The organism is Thermotalea metallivorans, assembly GCF_001562415.1.
GTDB lineage: Bacteria > Bacillota > Clostridia > Peptostreptococcales > Thermotaleaceae > Thermotalea > Thermotalea metallivorans.
On record NZ_LOEE01000036.1, the window covers coordinates 22,948 to 41,085 of the forward strand.

18 protein-coding genes are annotated in these 18,138 nt (G+C 41.7%); 1 reads left to right on the forward strand and 17 read right to left on the reverse strand.

From position 1 onward, the window contains the following. Positions 1-38 precede the first annotated feature (38 nt). The gene (locus AN619_RS09115) at positions 39-2,003 is read left to right on the forward strand and encodes a glycoside hydrolase family 13 protein (RefSeq protein ID WP_068556400.1); all 1,965 of its coding nucleotides are present in this window, start codon (positions 39-41) and stop codon (positions 2,001-2,003) included. 19 nt (positions 2,004-2,022) lie between these two features. Here AN619_RS09115 and AN619_RS09120 read toward each other — a convergent pair whose 3' ends face one another. From AN619_RS09120 to AN619_RS09200, 17 genes are all read right to left on the reverse strand, one after another. Next, positions 2,023-3,246, reverse strand: coding sequence for a S41 family peptidase (locus AN619_RS09120; protein WP_068556401.1), 1,224 nt, complete (start codon positions 3,244-3,246; stop codon positions 2,023-2,025). A 152-nt stretch (positions 3,247-3,398) separates the two neighbouring features. Then, positions 3,399-4,244 carry an aminotransferase class IV gene (locus tag AN619_RS09125; protein WP_068556402.1) on the reverse strand — a complete coding sequence of 282 codons (846 nt, stop codon included), beginning with the start codon at positions 4,242-4,244 and terminating at the stop codon, positions 3,399-3,401. A gap of 234 nt (positions 4,245-4,478) precedes the next feature. Then, entirely contained in the window at positions 4,479-4,928 is a 450-nt protein-coding gene (locus tag AN619_RS09130) for a hypothetical protein (RefSeq protein ID WP_068556403.1), read from the reverse strand. Between the two features lie 163 nt (positions 4,929-5,091). Beyond that, on the reverse strand, positions 5,092-5,319 hold the full coding sequence (locus AN619_RS09135) for a type II toxin-antitoxin system HicA family toxin (RefSeq protein ID WP_068556404.1): 228 nt from the start codon (positions 5,317-5,319) through the stop codon (positions 5,092-5,094). Beyond that, positions 5,319-5,525, reverse strand: a complete 207-nt coding sequence (locus AN619_RS09140; RefSeq protein WP_068556405.1) for a type II toxin-antitoxin system HicB family antitoxin — start codon at positions 5,523-5,525, stop codon at positions 5,319-5,321. Before AN619_RS09140 ends, AN619_RS09135 begins: the two co-directional genes overlap by 1 nt. Positions 5,526-5,811: 286 nt before the next feature. Continuing rightward, positions 5,812-6,108, reverse strand: coding sequence for a helix-turn-helix domain-containing protein (locus AN619_RS09145; RefSeq protein WP_068556406.1), 297 nt, complete (start codon positions 6,106-6,108; stop codon positions 5,812-5,814). 63 nt (positions 6,109-6,171) lie between these two features. Continuing rightward, on the reverse strand, positions 6,172-6,810 hold the full coding sequence (locus tag AN619_RS09150; RefSeq protein WP_068556407.1) for a hypothetical protein: 639 nt from the start codon (positions 6,808-6,810) through the stop codon (positions 6,172-6,174). Between the two features lie 51 nt (positions 6,811-6,861). Further along, positions 6,862-8,190, reverse strand: a complete 1,329-nt coding sequence (locus AN619_RS09155) for an S-layer homology domain-containing protein (RefSeq protein ID WP_068556408.1) — start codon at positions 8,188-8,190, stop codon at positions 6,862-6,864. 252 nt (positions 8,191-8,442) lie between these two features. Then, entirely contained in the window at positions 8,443-8,937 is a 495-nt protein-coding gene (locus tag AN619_RS09160; protein WP_068556409.1) for a rubrerythrin family protein, read from the reverse strand. 182 nt (positions 8,938-9,119) lie between these two features. After that, entirely contained in the window at positions 9,120-10,499 is a 1,380-nt protein-coding gene (locus tag AN619_RS09165; protein WP_068556410.1) for an MATE family efflux transporter, read from the reverse strand. A 79-nt stretch (positions 10,500-10,578) separates the two neighbouring features. Further along, the gene (mutY, locus tag AN619_RS09170; protein WP_083525063.1) at positions 10,579-11,697 is read right to left on the reverse strand and encodes an A/G-specific adenine glycosylase; all 1,119 of its coding nucleotides are present in this window, start codon (positions 11,695-11,697) and stop codon (positions 10,579-10,581) included. A gap of 157 nt (positions 11,698-11,854) precedes the next feature. Beyond that, complete coding sequence (locus AN619_RS09175) at positions 11,855-12,559, reverse strand: ABC transporter ATP-binding protein (protein ID WP_068556411.1); 705 nt, start codon at positions 12,557-12,559, stop codon at positions 11,855-11,857. Further along, complete coding sequence (locus AN619_RS09180) at positions 12,537-13,280, reverse strand: ABC transporter ATP-binding protein (protein ID WP_083525064.1); 744 nt, start codon at positions 13,278-13,280, stop codon at positions 12,537-12,539. Before AN619_RS09180 ends, AN619_RS09175 begins: the two co-directional genes overlap by 23 nt. Then, positions 13,273-14,268: a branched-chain amino acid ABC transporter permease gene (locus tag AN619_RS09185; RefSeq protein WP_083525065.1), complete on the reverse strand. Its 996-nt coding sequence runs from the start codon at positions 14,266-14,268 to the stop codon at positions 13,273-13,275. The genes AN619_RS09180 and AN619_RS09185 overlap by 8 nt, the downstream gene beginning before the upstream one ends. Continuing rightward, on the reverse strand, positions 14,262-15,116 hold the full coding sequence (locus tag AN619_RS09190) for a branched-chain amino acid ABC transporter permease (protein WP_068556412.1): 855 nt from the start codon (positions 15,114-15,116) through the stop codon (positions 14,262-14,264). The genes AN619_RS09185 and AN619_RS09190 overlap by 7 nt, the downstream gene beginning before the upstream one ends. 131 nt (positions 15,117-15,247) lie before the next feature. After that, positions 15,248-16,567 (reverse strand): ABC transporter substrate-binding protein, encoded by a 1,320-nt coding sequence (locus AN619_RS09195; protein WP_068556413.1) that lies wholly within the window; start codon positions 16,565-16,567, stop codon positions 15,248-15,250. Positions 16,568-17,521: 954 nt separating this feature from the next. Next, positions 17,522-17,914: a hypothetical protein gene (locus tag AN619_RS09200; protein WP_068556414.1), complete on the reverse strand. Its 393-nt coding sequence runs from the start codon at positions 17,912-17,914 to the stop codon at positions 17,522-17,524. Between the last annotated feature and the right edge of the window lie 224 nt (positions 17,915-18,138).

The window sequence follows — 18,138 nt, forward strand, 5'->3', positions numbered from 1 at the left end:
CATCATTCCACAATATTGCAGAAAGGTGGGTGAATCCAATGAATGACCATTGGATCCTCCATGATTCCCATCAAGCTTTTTTTCGCAAACCCTTTGGGGCCGTCCCGTGCCGCCAGAGGATTTCTATTCGCATCAGCCTTCAAGGGAAAAAAGAAGAAATTCTTCAAATAATCCTCAGGCTTTGGGACCACCAGGAGGGAGAAAGAAAAATTCCCATGGTTCTGTGCCATACAGCCCATGATCAAAAATCCTATGAAACGGAAATTTCCGCACCCGCTGCCCCAGGTCTTTTGTGGTATTATTTCATCATCACCACAAGGGAAGGCATTTATTTCTACGGGAACAACCAAAATCAAACGGGAGGGGTAGGGCAAATCTATCTCCATGAACCGCCCTCCTATCAAATCACCGTCTACAAAGAGGGTGCAACAATTCCCCATTGGTTTGCATCTGCGGTGATGTATCAAATTTTTCCGGACCGTTTCTACAACGGTTGTGAGAACGGAGAGATTTTAAATCCCAAGACCAATGCCTATATTTACCCTGACTGGAATGCCCCGCCCGCCTATATCCGTGATGAAAAAACAGGCAGGATCCGGCAGTATGATTTCTTCGGTGGCAATCTGCAGGGAATATTGAAAAAACTGCCCTATTTGAAATCCCTGGGTATTGATGTGATTTACCTGAATCCCGTATTTGAATCCCCGAGCAATCATAGATACGATACAGCCAACTATAAAAAGATCGATCCCATGCTGGGAGATAACGAATTCTTCCGACTGTTGTGCGCAAAGGCTCGAGAACAAGGAATCTCTATCATCCTTGACGGCGTATTCAGCCATACAGGCAGTGACAGCATTTATTTCAATAAGGAAGGCAACTACCCGGAGCTGGGAGCTTATCAATCGAAAGATTCCCCTTACTACCCTTGGTATCGTTTTATACAATACCCCGATGTATATGAATGCTGGTGGGGTATCGATACCTTGCCCAATGTGCATGAAATGGAGCCTTCCTATCAGAACTTTATCATTCATCAGAAGGACAGTGTCATCAACTATTGGATGGGGATGGGCGTCAAGGGCTGGCGCCTGGATGTGGCCGATGAGCTGCCCGGTGCATTCATCAAAGCCCTGCGGAAAAGAATAAAAGAAAATGATCCTGACGCCCTTTTGATTGGAGAAGTCTGGGAAGATGCATCCCGCAAGACCAGCTATGGAGAGCTGCGGGAATACCTGTTGGGAGAAGAACTGGATTCCGTAATGAATTATCCCTTTCGAAACATTCTCTTGGACTTCATGCTAGGACGCAAGGATAGTTTTGAAACCCATGGCGCCCTGATGAGCCTATATGAAAATTATCCTCTTCATCATTTTTATGCTGCCATGAATCTGATCGGAAGCCACGATGTACCTCGGATTTTGACCTTGTTGGGAGAAGCTCCCGATGAAATTTTATTGACCAAAGAAGAACGGGAGCATTATAAGTTGTCCACGGAGCAAAAAAAGAAAGCTGTAGCCCGATTGAAGATGCTTTCTCTCCTCCAAATGACCTTTCCGGGAGTACCCTGCATTTATTATGGCGATGAAGCAGGGGTAGAGGGCTACAATGATCCTTTAAACCGTCGCACTTATCCCTGGGGACAGGAAGATCAGGAATTACTGGAATGGTATAGAAAAATCATCTCCTTCCGCCACCGATATGATGCCCTCACTACAGGGGAATGGATTTCCCTTCCCCTCCACCAGGATGTCTATGGCTATTTGCGGAGGATTGCAAATCATCAGGATGTTTTGGGACAGAAGAAGGAAAACAGCAGTATTCTTGTGCTTATCAACAGAAATCTCCATCACTCTGTCTCCTTGTCCTTCGACGCAAGTGCATGGGGCCATCAACCTTGGAAGGATCTTTTGGCGGACGATAAGGAAACCCTTGTGGTAGATGGACTTCTCCATATTGCCTTAAAACCCCTGGAAGGAAAAATCATGGTGCAGCAGCCATAGGCCGCTGCACCATTTGCAATTATTGTATCCCCAGCTTTTTCTTCAAAACCTCTATGCCCTTTTGCAACTGCAAATCTTCCTGATCTTTTATATCCCCTCGCTCCATCTTCTCCTCGGACATTTCTATCACAATATCCGGTTCAATTCCCTTTCCGTGGATGTAAGTTCCATTGGGGGTAAAATATTGGGAAGTAGTCAATTTAAACCCTGTACCGTCTTCCAGGGCTTTGACCTGCTGTACCAGACCTTTTCCAAAAGTCGTCGTTCCAATCAGTGTTCCGGACTTCGTATCCTTCACAGCCCCCGACAAGATCTCCGAGGCGCTGGCACTTCCTTTGTTCACCAGGATTACATAAGGAATATTGATTTTCCTATCGTCGGAATATTCATATTCCCGATTGCCGGCTCGGTCCTGGGTATAGACGATGACCTGCTTTCCTAGCAATTCATCGGCAATCTTTACGCACTCGCTCAATAAACCGCCCGGATTATTCCTTAAATCAATGATCAGGCCTTTTACCTGCTGCTGTTGAAGCTTTTTCAAATGAGACTTGAAATCTTCTGCAGTCTGCTCATCAAACATCGTAATGCGTATATATCCGATATCATTTTCCATCATCCTGGATTTTACGGTTTTTAATCGGATTTCTTCCCTTACGATCTCCACGTCGAAGGGCTTCTCCTTTCCATCCCTGTAAACCGTTAAGGTTACCTTCGTCCCCGGATCACCCTTAATCATTGCCACTGCTTCTTCCAGTTTATCGGCGGTTACTTCCTTCCCGTTTACCTTTAGGATCTTGTCCCCGGATTTGATTCCCGCCCTTTCCCCCGGTGTGTCTTCTATGGGAGAAACCACTGTAATCAGGCCGTCCTCCCCAGGAGTCATGATCACGCCAATCCCCCCATAGCTCCCCTTGGTATGGGTCATAAAGTCTTCAAATTCACTTTTTGTCATATAAACGGAGTAAGGGTCCTCCAAAGCCTGGAACAATCCTTTCAAAATTCCGTCCTCTATCTTGCTTTCATCTACCGGCTTGTAGTAATTTTTCTCAATGAATTCCTTCAAACCGAGGACCTTGTTATAGGTTTTTTGCAGATCTTTATAATACTCGTAGTTCTTTTTTGAAATCACTACCTTCTCCCCAACGGTTAAAGCAAAGGCATTGGTAAAAGCAAAGGTTGCAATACTTGTGAGCAGCACCAAAATGATGGCACTAATGATGGCATTCTTTTTACTGATCATATTATGCTTCACCTCATTTGATTGTGAACTTGATACTAATTTTGTCAATTCATCAACATAATCTATATTATTCCTCAGGGAATTTGTTTATAACAAAATCTTCGGCAGGCCTTGCCTCCTTATTCCTTTCCCTTGAACATACATCCCGTATCTTAACATTTTGCCCGGACTTTGCTGGAGGCCCTATAGGCTTCCATGTCATTTTCATATCCCCGGGCAATTTTTTCAATGATGGGATGGTTGACAGAATCAAATTTTTGTTGGTCTATACTGGCAATGGGCAGCACATTGACAGAGGTTCCCGTCATGAAAGCCCCTTCCATGCCTGCAAGGTCTTTCACCGGAATAGGCTGTTCTATCACCCCTATGCCTAATGCTTTGCAAACTTCCATAATGCGCGTCCTTGTCACGCCCAAAAGCACTTCCCCCGCAGGTGCCGTGTAAACCATATCACCCCTTACAAAAAATATGTTGGATCGGCTGCCCTCTGTGATATATCCTTCATCATTTACAAGAATAGCTTCAAAGGCTCCCTTTTTTTTTATTTCTTCCTGGATTCTCTCCCTTAAACCCACATTGACCACCTTGGCATTGGGGTTTTCCCTCTCCGAATGGAATAAAATCGTATCAATTCCCCTTCCGTATACTTCCCTCTCGGGATAATGGCTTTCTATAAAACATAGTAGAAAGGTTTGGCTGCTGCTCTGAAGATGGCTGCACAAAAGCTTTACGTTTAGATTGGGACATCCGTTGGCCTCCACCAACTGTACTAGCTCGGAAACTATCTCCTGATCACTTTTATGAATCTGAAACCCCAAAATATGGGCTGATTTTCTCATCCGTTCCAAATGGGCCTCCAAATAAAGGGGTACACCATCAATGATTCGAATGACTTCATAAATACTTTTGGGATCAATTTCATCAAAAAATCTTACATCTGCTGTGGGATATAATCTCCCATTGACCATATAATACTCTAAAATTGCCTCCTGCTTCATTCCGTCACCTCTAATCTATCAGAATCATTTCAACATTCCTATTCCTATTATACAGCAATTTCTGCAAGTGTACTGAAAAAAGATCTAAAATTATTTGTCAAAAAGAAAAGATCATGTTTCCATGGACGAAACATGTATGTTGAAATTCTGTTCCCAATTTTTCACTCAGCTTAATCCCTGTCCCCTTGGGGGCTTATTTGTTTTTAAGTTTTCCCTCCTAACAAAATAAGCCCCCTAAAGAGTGCTTAATTCCATATCCAATAACTTTTTATACATCTTCGCAAAAGTAGCTGCAAGGCCATCCAACTCAAATATGACGGACTCCGATTTTCCATCAAGCCGAAGTTCTAAAATTGCATAATGCTTCTTCTTTGCCACATGCTTAGATCCGACTCCGCTCATTACCCCTGCAATGACCCCTGCCCATCCGAAAGCCAGACCACCAGCAGTACCACGAACCAGTATACTTTTTTTCTTTTTCTCAAGTGCCTCTGTTTCGCAAATATCCAAAGACAGAACATCTGACAGAGAAATCCCATAGACTTCCTTCGCTCTAGGCCCGAACAAACCTTTTTTCTGGCGCTTTAATAAAAGTTTTTTCTCATCATGGGTGATAAGAAAAGTTTCCCCTAAAAACTCAGGAATACCATAGACCATCACCCCATAAAAACCGCCATTGTCCACAAAGATCCCTCCTCTTGAGGCACTTATATTCCTTATATTTATATTAGCACATATTCTTTATATTTACATCATTTCTGTTTCCGTCCCCTTACGGGGCTTATTTGTTTTTAACTCGTGTCAGAGAACCGTCCCCTGTCACGATCATAAGGATCCTATGATAAAATTATAATTGTGCTAAAAAATCATCTAACTTGATAGATGCCTGCTCTAAAATACTTTTGAAAGTACCTTTAGCAATTTCCTTATGCATTGGTATAATAACGATGCGAGATGGATTTCCAATCTTTTTATACTTCACATGACTACCTTTTTGTGAAACCTTTTCAAAGCCAAATTTTTCAAGCAGCTTTATAATTTCTTCAGGTGTTAGTACAGGATATTTCGACCCCATTATAAAGCTACCTCCATTGTTGTTACAAAAGTAGGGATATCCGAAATTTCTGGAGTTTCATCTTCAAAATATAATTCCAAAGCCTCCCGTAAATTTTCAATTGATTCTTCAATTGTCTTCCCTTGAGAAGCAACATTATTTTCTATACATTTCGCCACATACCAATTTTCTTCCTTTTGAACGATAACAGTAACCTTGATTTTCACGATATCACCTCATTTTTAAGTTATCCTTCTATATTGGTATTATATCACAAGAACACATGAAAGATACTGCCAATCCCAGACCTTCTGCAGGGGATAAAATAGCCTAAACTATTTTCTCTTTTCCAAAGGGCATCATATATCACCTTTCCTTCTTCAAGGGTTTTTTTATAATAAAACTTCTTTTTTCTTTCTTCATTGCCTCTATTTCCTCATTGGTATATACAAGTGAACTACCCTCACTTATAGAAGTGGGAACTTCGTGGTCAATACTCCCAACGGAGCAAGTTTACCCACGCTCAAAGGGCTGTTCCTTCCCCCACGTTACCATTACATGGCTAACATATGCCTTCTCTAAATTAAGCTGTGCATTGGCAAGAGCAAGACTATCTACTTCCTTTAGAAATGGAAATTCTTTTTTGTATTGTGCAGGTGTATTATTTAGCATTTCTCCTGTTTCTTTATAGTGTTCTATCTTGTCATGGAGCATTTTGTTGTATATAAATCTTACATAACCATATACTTTAGCAAAATATTCCTCTTGTTCTTTTGTTGGATATATCCTGTATTTATAGGCTTTTAGCAAGGTTACACCTCCTTGCATTTACATATAGTTTATATATCAAATAATGCGACATTCATCCCCCACTTACAGAAGTGGGCGACTTCCTGTCAAGGAAGCCGTAATATTATCCGTCCGTATTCCATGGTCAATTTCCCATTGGATGGGATCTTCCTTATATGCACTGTCCACATATTTAATGACAATAGCAATATAGGAACGATATACAGTTTCAGACATTTTTTTTGCATCATCTGTTGACAATGGATAAAAACTGGCGGTAAAAGATACCGTTGTGTTTTTTTCTCCTATCAATGCATTGGAATTGGTAATCACTGCAGAATCCATGTAAAATTTTCTTATTTCGTCTTCTCTCAGACCCCCTGTATAATTCAAATCCTCCCAACTGCCGGTATATTGATTATAATTCATAATCTTTTCAATTTCATAATTTCCTGACATCAATGCAACAGGGAATGTATAGTTGCTTACAAGGTAGCTGTTAGGATTTCCTGTTCCGATCGTATGAACAACTCCTTGACTATCCTGCCACTTAAATACCCCATCCGCCTGCTTCCAATACTCAAAATATGCAACTACCAATCGATAACGATAGGGAGAAGGTGTATTGGCGTAGACTGGTTGTTTGGGGTTTATGAATCCGCTAAAAATGTTTATACATAGTATAAAAATCAACAGAAAAGCAACAGTTCTTTTTCTTCTCAATTTGCCAATCCTCCTTATTTTTAGATTTCAAAATAGAAATTCCCCAACCTTTTAGTTGGAGAATTCCATTTCTAATACTTCGTTGTGGTCATCAAAGCTAGTAGCAATAAATATTTTTTCTATATTTTCTAATTCAAAATCCTTCGGAAGCACATAAAAAGCATGAAACTTCTCGTGTATAGCATAGGCAGGAGATATGCTGAACTTAATGTATGGAAACATTTCTTTGATTTTCTTTTCAGTAGGTCTCTGGGCATTCCATTCGTCAAATGAACAAGCACTATTGACATATGCAAATTCTCCTTTTTTGTTTAATATGCCTAATCCTATACTGCTGGTATGATAGAGTTTTGTGTATTTATCACCAATCTCTACAGGATAGCCTTCGATAACGATACAATCGCTGTCTTTTGACAAACTCCATAGGGTTTGTGTATCCCCTTTATATGGGGCTTCTTCGTAGGGAACTTTGTGTATGTCTGTAATAACGATTTTATTAAACTTTATGGGTAGCATACTCATGTCTGCTTGTTTGACAATTTCCGGCTGATACATAATTTTTTTGCTGATTTGATCTATGGCTGTCATTCTTTCTTGAATAGACCTATCTTTATATATCTTAGGATCTAAATCGCCGTTTCTGACGGGTTTATCATATCCTAATTCCTGAATTGTATTTTTTTCAAGTTTCGCAGTATCAATAATTCCATCTGCATCTCTAAGTTTGTCAATTTGTTCTTTCTTTGCCTGTTGTTCCTTTAATACATCCAATGCTTTTATCACCATTGTACTGGCTTCTGCTCTTGTTGCCTTGCCATTGGGTTTAAAAGTATTATCAGGGTACCCGTTGATAATTTTATTTTCACTGGCTATGATGATATATCCCTTATCTTTTGCTTTTATATTTTTATCATCTGCAAACGTTGTTGTTTGATTTGCCTTTTCTTTTGCTTCGGCATCCAAGCCCATAGCTCTTACGATCATTTTTGCCATTTCTATTCTTGTGATTTTTTCATCTGGTGAATACTTTGTACCGTATTCAGATTTATCTATAATCCCCTTCGCAACTAATGTATGAATTTCTTTTCCTGCCCAGTGGTGATTGGTATCGGTAAAGCTGTTTCCGTCTATAAAGTCAAGTTGAAAGGCTTTTCGGATAACTGTAGAAAATTCTGCTCTTGTGATGGTATTATCAGGTCTAAATGTATTATCTTCATAGCCTTTGATCACACCCAGTTCTATGAGTTTGTTGACGGTTACTTCTGCCCAATGATTGCCCATATCTATAAATTTCTTTGCTAAATTCATTGGATTTGCTGATACTGGCACGATAAATAAAATCAAAGTTAAGATTAACAAAATGGGAATTGTTTTTTTCATAAAATAAATCTCCTTTCTATTGACTCCTTTGCTTGTATAATTTCCATGCATCATATTGCTTTCCCAATATAAGATTCATATGTATGGATAATTGCTTTAATAATTCTTTTCTACAAAAATTTACTTTCTCCCTTTTGTATTTCCACAAAACTCTTCGACGTTTTCCGACATAAACATCAAAACCATCACCATTCCCTCTTGACAGGAGGAAACAGTGATGGTTATAAAAATAATTCTTTTCAATTTTCTCTACTAATATTTTATAAACTTCTCTCCTGGCACGCCGCAGATAAAGCATTTTTCCGGCACAGCCTTTTCAATATTTCCACAGACAGGACACAGATAATAGAACACTTCCTCTGTGCTGTCTAAATTGGCAAGAGCTTCTTCATACAGTCTTGCATGGACTTCCTCAGCCTTTAATGCATATGTAAATGTTCTGATGGCTTCTTGATGGCCTTCTTCTTCCGCTGCTTTTAAAAATTCCGGATACATGCTCTTGTATTCATAAGTTTCACCGCCTACAGCATCCTCTAGATTTTCTGCAGTGCTCTTGATCTTTCCTGCTACTTCAAAGTGCTTGTGGGCATGAAGTGTTTCTGCATCGGCGGCAGCTCTGAAAAGTTTTGCGGCGTTGGTTTTCCCTTCAGCCTCCGCTTTTTTGGCATAAGCCAAATATTTTCTGTTTGCCTGGGATTCCCCTGCAAAGGCAGCCATTAAATTTTCTAATGTTTTTTTGTTTTCCATTCTACATCCCCTCCATAATGAATAATTATTATTAATTAATATTAAGTGTAAAATATTTCTTTTGAAAAATCAAGGCTTTTTTCCATTTTTGGAAGTATCCCACGGATACTGCACAGTGATGTATATACCCGAGGAGCTTGTCGTCAAACACTTTTCTTTTTCAAAACTGAAAGTTCCTGCCTTTAGGCCCTTTCTTCCTGGGGATACATATATTGGTAGATGTTTTTGCGCCTGTATAAAATACAGCTCAATACAAAGCGGAAGGCCAGATCCAGGGTCATGGCCAGCCAAACCCCCAAGACATGGAAATCAAAATAAAGGGACAAAATATAGGCGAAGGGAAGCCGCACCAACCATAATCCTGTTCCCGCCACAATCATGGGGGCTTTTGTGAAGCCCGCTCCCCGCAAGGCTCCGTTTAGCACCCCTGCCACATTCTGGGGTATCTGGACAATCGCCATGAGCATTAAATATTTTACTCCTAAGGCAATTACATCTGCCTGATTGGTCAAGATGCCCATGACCTGTGACGGAAAAAAGAATAGTATGGAAACACTGATACTGGTAAGTACAATAGATCCCTTGATGATCTCCTCCATATATTTTTTCCCCAAATCTGGATCCCTGGCACCGATTGCCTGGCCCACAAAAGCCGTGGCGGCAACACTGAAACCCACCGCAGGCATATAGGAGATGGCCTCTGCCTGTAGTCCCAATTGATGGGCTGCCAGAGAAGTTACGCCAAATTTCAGGATCAGCCTCGTCAGCAGGATAGTGCAAATCTGCCAGAAGATCGATTCAAAGGCCGTAGGCATACCCATTTGATAAATGTCTTTGATTCTTTTCCCTTGAAATTTGAAAAAAGAGGGGCCCAGCAACCCGGCCATCACACCATCCCGATGGAACAATGTATAAAGTCCCACCAAAGCTCCCACAAGCTGGGCAAGGGCTGTTCCTACGGCAGCCCCGGCAACCCCGAGCTTAGGAAACCCTAATTTTCCGAAAATCAGCAGATAACTGACCATCACATTGACTACATTCATGATCAATGCAATTTTCATAGGTGTCTTGGTATTGCCCATCCCCTGCAATACCCCTGCCACTACCAGCATGATGGCTAAAAAGGGCAGGCCCCAAGAAACAATTTTTAAATAAAGGATACTCTGGGCCAGCAGCTCCCCTTCCGCATGGAACCACTGGATAAAAAAATCGGCTTTCCAATAGATCCCCTGCTGAATGACAATCACAAGCAAAATGGACGACAGTAGGGTTTGCTGTATTACATTCCTCAGTTTTTTATGATCCTGGGCCCCGAAGGCCTGGGCTGCAAATACCGTTCCCCCCGTGGCAACTCCTTTGAACAGTGCCCATACAATATAGGTAATGCGCATGCTCAGCCCTACGGCTGCAACGGCCACGGCTCCCGTCCTCCCGATCATAGCTGTAGATAGAAAGCCTGCCAGCATCTGCAGTATATTTTCCAAACAGATGGGCAGAATCATACCGTATATTTTCCTGCGAATCTCCTGCTTGCAAGGATGCCTTTTTTCTTCTGCAATCATATCCCCAACCCACTTTGCACAAAAATTTATTTCGCTACTCTAACTATTCTATTATATAATAAATTTTTCAAATATAATATTAAATTTTTCCGCAATCATCGATTTCTTTTATTTTTTTCAGCACCTTTCGAAATGCCGTGGGAATAGGATATTGTTTGATTTCCTTCAGGGTGACCCATTGGACGGGAGGATATTCAATTTTTGCCTCTTCCATGAAACAGGCGACGTAGACCTCCATGTGCCATTTCAGATGGGTAAAAATATGGGTGGCATCCAATACATGCTTCGCTCCTGTCACTTCCATACCGTAGGTATCCTTTAACTCCTGCCGGATACTTTTTCCCCGCTCCCAGCCTTTTTCCCGCTCCACTGCCGGAAAACCCCACAGGCCTGCCAAAAGACTATCCCCGGGCCTTTTGGTAATCAGCAGCTTGTCCCCTTTCCAGACAAGCCCCACCTCTAAGAAAACCTCTTTCACCTTTGTTTTTTTCTTTTTGATGGGCAGCTCGTGCTGAATCCCTTTTTGTCGTGCGCAGCATGCTTCAAAAATGGGGCAGGCAATACACTTGGGAGCTATGGGGGTACAAATGAGGGCGCCCAATTCCATCAGTCCCTGATTGAAAAAGGAAGGATTTTCCGGTGGAATCACCACAGCTCCTATTTTCTCCATTTCTTTTTTGGTCTTTTCCCCCCCAATGTCTTCCTGGACACAGAAAACCCTGGAAAAAACCCGCATGACATTGCCATCCACTGCAGGCACAGGTTGTCCGTAGGCAATGCTCAATATGGCCCCTGCCGTATAGGAACCGATGCCCGGTATTTTTTTGATTTCCTTCAGGCGATGGGGAATCCTTCCTCCATAATGTTCCGCCACCACCTTTGCGCCCCTGTGAAGATTTCTAGCCCTGGAGTAATAGCCTAAACCTTCCCAAGCCTTCAATACTTCCTCCTCATGGGCCTTGGCCAAGGCTTCGACGGTGGGAAATTTCTCCATAAACTGCTGAAAATATGGAATCACCGTTTCTACCCTAGTCTGCTGGAGCATTACCTCCGAAACCCATATGGCATAGGGATTTTGGGTCTCTCTCCAAGGCAGTTTTCGATGATTCTGTCTATACCAGCAAATCAAATTCTCTTGAATTCCCTTTACCCAATCCTGATCAAATTTTTCCCAATCCTTTGTTTTGTACATTTCCATATTCTTCTTCTCCTTTGGTCCTATCTTTTATTTATTATAGCACAATATCATGTCCAACTTTCCTAGTCCCTAAAAGATGTAAGGATTTTCCTCTCTACATAGAGAGGGGTCTTATGGACCCCTCAGACTTTAGACAAAGCAATGGGAATTGTCAACATCACATGCCCAGATAAGCCCTTTTTACCCTTTCAGACGCCAGCAAGGCCTTTCCCGTTCCTTCGGCGATCACACGGCCCGTCTGGAGGACGTAGCCTCTGTCGGCGATCTCCAAAGCTTCTTGAACCTTCTGCTCCACCAAAAGAACCGTCACCCCCCGCTCGCTGATTGCCTTGAGAATGCTCAAAACCTTATCTACCAACAGAGGCATTAGTCCTAAGGACATTTCATCCACCAGCAGCAGCTTCGGTTTTGACATCATGGCCCTGGCGATGGCCAGCATTTGCTGCTCGCCGCCGCTTAATGTCTCAGCCTTTTGATTTTCCCGATCTTTGAGCTTTGGAAAAATATCATATACTTCTTTCAAAACACTACGAATATCTTCTTGGGATTTCAACGTATACGCTCCCAGAAGCAGGTTATCGAGGATCGTCATTTTTCCAAAAACATGCCTGCCCTCGGGCACATGGGCAATGCCTTTTTCCACGATTTTATGGGCAGGAATATTGTCAATCCTTTCTCCCAAAAATTCTATCTCCCCCGCCATGGGCTTCAAAATTCCCGAGATAGTTCTCAAAATCGTCGTTTTTCCTGCGCCGTTTGACCCTACAATGGCTACTACTTCCCCACCTTGGATTTCAAAGGACACATCAAACAGCACAGGAATATGCTCATAGCCTGCACTAACATTTTTTACTTTTAGCATAGTATCTCTCCCCTAAATATGCCTTGATTACCTGTTCATCCTTCACCACATCCTCCGGTGCTCCCTCTGCAATTTTTTTCCCTGAATTTAATACGATCACCCTGTCGGATATGGGCATAATCGCCTCCATAATATGCTCCACGATGACCAATGTAACCCCAGCTTTCTTCAGTTTGACGCAAAGTTCCATGGCTTCCTTGATTTCTGTCTGATTGAGTCCTGCCATCGTTTCATCCAGCATAAGCATTAAGGGTTTTGTGGCCAAAGCCCGGGCAATTTCCAGTCGTTTTTTATCTGCAATGGTCAAATTGGCCCCCAACTGATCCTTTTTGCCGGTCAGATGGGTCAGTTCTATAATCTCTTCGGCAATTGCCTCTGCTTCCTTTCTTTTCCTGGCATGCAGGAAGGCTCCCGTCAAGATATTCTCTTTCACCGTCATTTCCTTTAAGGTTTTTACGATCTGAAAGGTTCTTGTCAACCCCAACCTGCAAATCTGGTGGGGCGGCAAAAACGTAATATCCTTCCCCCGAAAGATCACCCTCCCTGCGTAGGGTTTATAAAAGCCCGTGATGCAGTTGAACAGTGTGGTTTTTCCTGCCCCATTGGGACCAATCAAACTGACAATCTCCCCTTCATGCACTTGAAACTCCACATCTTCGTTGGCTATCAAATTCCCAAATCTCATGGTAATGCCATCTACTTTCAACATGACCTTATTCACCCTTTTCACCACCTGTTCTTTGTCCTTTTCGGGCCCACCCGCCAAACAGCCCGATCATCCCCTTCGGTTGGTAGCAAGCTACAAGAACTACCAGCAATCCGAATATAATCAAGTCGATGCCCTTTCCCGTACCCCCGAAAAGAATCCGGGTATACTCCGATAAGGGAATTAAAATTGCCGCCCCGATGATGGGACCATACAGAGTTCCAAGGCCTCCCAACACCGTCAGCAGTACAATTTTCATCGATAAGGGCAGGCTAAACACCATAAAAGGGTCAATATAAAGAATATATTGGGCATACAGGGAGCCAAAGATGGCTGTCATAAAAGAACTGATCATCATGGCAAAAAGTTTATACCGTGTAGGATTGATGCCGATGGCCTCTCCGGCTTCCTGGCTTTCCCGGATTGCCTTTAGGTAGTAGCCCATTTTTGAATGCTCAATGCCGTAGGCAACAACAATCACAAGGACAAACAAAACATAGGCGATATAGAAATATGGCAGCTTTGATTGATGAAATTGCAATTGAAGAAACCCTTCCGGCAATATGGGCAGAGAAATGCCCGTAGCTCCCTCCACATATTCCCAACTGACAAATATTTGTTGAATGATTTCTCCTATAGCCAGAGTAGCAATGGCGAAATAGTGGCCTTTCAATTGAAAGCAGGGGTAACTCACTATGACGGCAACCCCCATTGCAATCAGGGCTCCCAATAGCATGCCTACCCAAGGGCTCACCATATATTTCCAAAACAGTACGGAGGATGTATAGGCCCCTATGCCGAAGAAGGCTGCATGTCCAAAGGATGTCTGCCCCGCAAAGCCGGTAATGATATTCCAGGACTGCCCTAATGCTGCAAAGATGACAAACATGATCATTACATGGTGAAAATTCATATTGGGAATTGCCAAGGGGAGAACCGCAATGAGGATGCACATCCACGAAAGGACTTGCTTTTGGCTGAATATTTTCTTTGTCTCTACCATCCGAACAACCCCTTTGGTTTTATTTGTATTACAATGAGATAGATGAGAAATACGAGGGCATATTTGAATTGTGTTCCGAACAGAAAACCTCCCAAGGCTTCTGTAATGCCAATAATAATGGCACTATACAGGGCCCCCTTGATATTGCCAAAGCCTCCCAAGGCGACAATGACAAAGGCCAGCAGGCTGTACAAGGCCCCCGATTCTGGGTGAATGGGAAAGAAAGTAGCCGTCAATGCCCCTGCAATCCCAACACAAGCCCCGGAAATTCCAAAGGTCAAGGCATAGATTTTTTCCGTATGGATTCCCATTAGTTTCGCCGTATTTTTATCCAAGGCCGTAGCCTGAATGGCTCTGCCTGTTTTGGTTTTTTCTACGAAATAGAAGACGGCCATGGTCATGACAATGCTGCTGATAGCAGCCACCATCTGGGGAACGCCGAGGGTAATACTGCCCAATACAATCTTTTTGTCCATGACAATGGACTGATTGATAAATCTATAGTTGGGTGACCAGATGAATTGGGCCAGATTTCTCAACAGCAAGCTTAGACCAAAGGTAGCCAGCAAGGCTGTCAATCCAGGGGCATTGATTACTTTTTTGATGATCAGCCTATAGGTGAAATATCCCATTACAAATACAATCCCCATGGCAAAAGGAATGGAAAGCAGAGGATCCATCCCAAATAGACTGTACATCCAAAAAGCTGAATACATGCCCATCATTAAAAATTCTCCATGGGCAAAGTTGATGATATCCAATACACCCCAGGTTAACGTTAGCCCCACGGCAACCAGGGAATAGACAAATCCCATCAGAATGCCCGAAACAATGATTTGTAAAATCAACCGTGCCTCCTCCTTTCTTTTTCATAGACATACAGCCGTAAAATTTTTGGAAATTAGGGGAGAATCCCTTCTCCCCTAATTTCCTCCATATCTGTTATATGCTTTTGCCATTTCCCATCTGCATGTTGGGCTTATCGATTCTTCCATGCCGGAAAAGTAGGAATAGGTTCAGCCGTTTGATAGTCCACAGGCCATACAGCCTCATATTTTCCATTCTGGGTTTGCACCATGACAGAAGCAGAATATTCATTTTGTCCGTTCTTGCCAAATTTGATCTTTCCTGAAACAAAATAGGGTGCCTCAAAGACAGCGGATTTGATTGCCTCCATTACTTTTTGAGAATCAATGGTGCCCGCTTGGTTAATGGCATCGGCAATAACCATAGCTGAAGCAAAGTCTTCCAAAGCAGGGCCGTCAAAATCCACACCGGATTTTTTCTTATAGATTTCATTAATTTTATTTAAAGTATCCATTTTGGCAAACAAGCTGGGAGCCGTTGCATTGGAACCGGAGAAGAAGTCAGCATCCTTGCCTAGGTTTACGACAAACTGAGGATCTTGGAACCCTCCGCAGTAATTGACAACAGCCTTTGGCACCACATCAAACTCTTTATATTTTTTCACAAATTGTGTGATGTCTCCTATGTAGGAAGCATGGAAAATGGCATCGGGTTTAGCTGCCTTAATCTTTTGTACCTCCGTATCCACATTGGAGAGATCCTTTGGATATTTTACATCCACTACTTTTTCAAAGCCTTCCCCTTGATATTTATCCTTGAGCCATTTATCCACCATCTGGGCCGCGTGCACGCCATATTCATTGTCGATATAGGCTACGCCGATGGTTTTGATGCCGGCATCGTATGTTGCATTCAGATACTTTAGATACTCAAAGAAAAATGCAGTCTCCATATCGTCATTGGGTGCAATCCTTGTAAAGTACTCCAATCCCCTTTCCGTTAATGCTGCAGAACTGGATGATCCCGCCACAAAGGGAATCCGGAATCTTTCAGCAACTTGGCTGGCAGGCTTTGTGGCCGAGCTGTGGTAGCAGCCGATAAGGCCTACAACCTTTTCATTTTGTATCAATCGTTCTGCCTCCGATTTTGCCACCTCCGGGTTTGCCTGGTGATCAGCAAAGATAAATTTTACCTTTGCATTCCCCAGATTGGGCAATCCAGCTTCTCTAGCCAGGGGCATATCCAGTTCCGGATGCTCACCGTTAATGATCTCCTCCGCCGTTTCTACTGCATATTTCAGTTTCACACCGGTGGACGCCGCGGAACCTGTCAGAGGAAATATGGCACCGATTTTTACCACATCCACTTTTTCTTCTGGGGTTTTGGCCTGCTCAGGCTGTGCCGATTGCTGGACCTGCTGCTTTGCACAGCCTGACAGTGCTAAGGAAAATACCAGCAGTCCTGCCAAAAGAACCATAAAAATTTTTTTCATAAACGAATTCCCCCTTTATTCTCATTTTTAAAAAGGCAATCCAGCCTTTAAAGATATGGTCAGGCCGGTACATGGGAAATGGGTCTGTTCATATAAAGAAACAAACCAATAAGAAATACAGCCATAATGAAAAAGATCAGTTTGTATTTTTTAAAAATCATAGGACATATCCCTCCGATAAAATATCCTATTCTATTTATATTTATTAAAACACCGGATATATTACTGAGTTGTACAATTTTCCATTGGTAAATAAAAGCTTGAAAATACCCAAAAAAATAAGAGGGTCTCTATAGGACCCTCTTGAAAAATAACCTGAAATATGTATTAATAAACAAAAATGGAAAACCTTATTCTTTGGAACGATTCTTTTTATAAACTTGTCCCTTTACCCTTTTTACAATATTTTTATGTTTTTCTAATTTGTGTTGATTCTATTATTTCATATGCATTAACATAACAGGATCATCATCACTAAATTGATCTTCTGAATATCCCTTATATACTGAAGCAGTCTCTTCCTTGCAATTACCCTGGTGAAATGTTATATTATTTGTAAAGTAATACCACCTTTCGTAGAGTTTTTATTGTAAGAATACCACTTCGACAGGTATGTGGTATTACCTTGCGTTATTTTTGGGATATGTTCTAATGGATAAGTTATCCAATCTAGCATTAGGTCTTTGTACAAAATTTAGATACTTAGAATATATTTTTAGAGTAGAAAATAGATTGATGTTTGTATAACATTTATTATATCGGAAAATAAGGGGTGTAGTATGAGCCGAGAAATCAGAGTACTTTTAATTTGTATTCTAGCAGCAGCATTTTTCTTATTGCATTCAAATGATCTATCTTTAATAGGAAAAATAGGTTGGATTATTTTTATATTTATCTGTATTCTACTAACTTGGGCAAAACGTAGATACTAAAAAAGAGGGATTTCCCTCTTTTTTAATAATCTGTAAAATAATAGTTTGCTTTTGGTTGACCATCTAAAATCCAGCCACTACCTTTACCAGTCACAATGTACTTATAGTTTTGAGTAATTACTGCATAGAGTGCAGGATTGGTTGCTTTAGTCATTTCTCTATATACGTATTCATAAAAATCTTCTTGTGCTTCAAGGTAATCATCTGCAAACATGTCAGTAAGTCCAAATGCAGCTGCAACTATTGAGGATGCAAGACTTATTGATAGACCAGCTAAGCCAATAAAAGTACCACCCCATGCAATCATATCATCTAAATCAAAGTTTTGCATGTTATTGATCTCTTCTTTTGCTCTCCAAGCATCCTCTTTGTACATTGTTACTTTTACGCTCTTAATATCTCCTGCGCTAGGCATAAAACACCATCTCCTTTTCATTTTTATATTTTTTTATATTTTGTTAGGCAATCTACTCTCTGGCCAGTTCGTTTTGCCCTACACTATATAAAACAGGATACCACTTTACAAGTTTGACTAAGCTACCTGATCTTTGTCAAGGAAGCTCTGCACAGCTTCTTTAACGGTTGAATAAATTTTGGCACTTTCGAAGCTGGATACGAAAGTATCAAATATTAATTCTT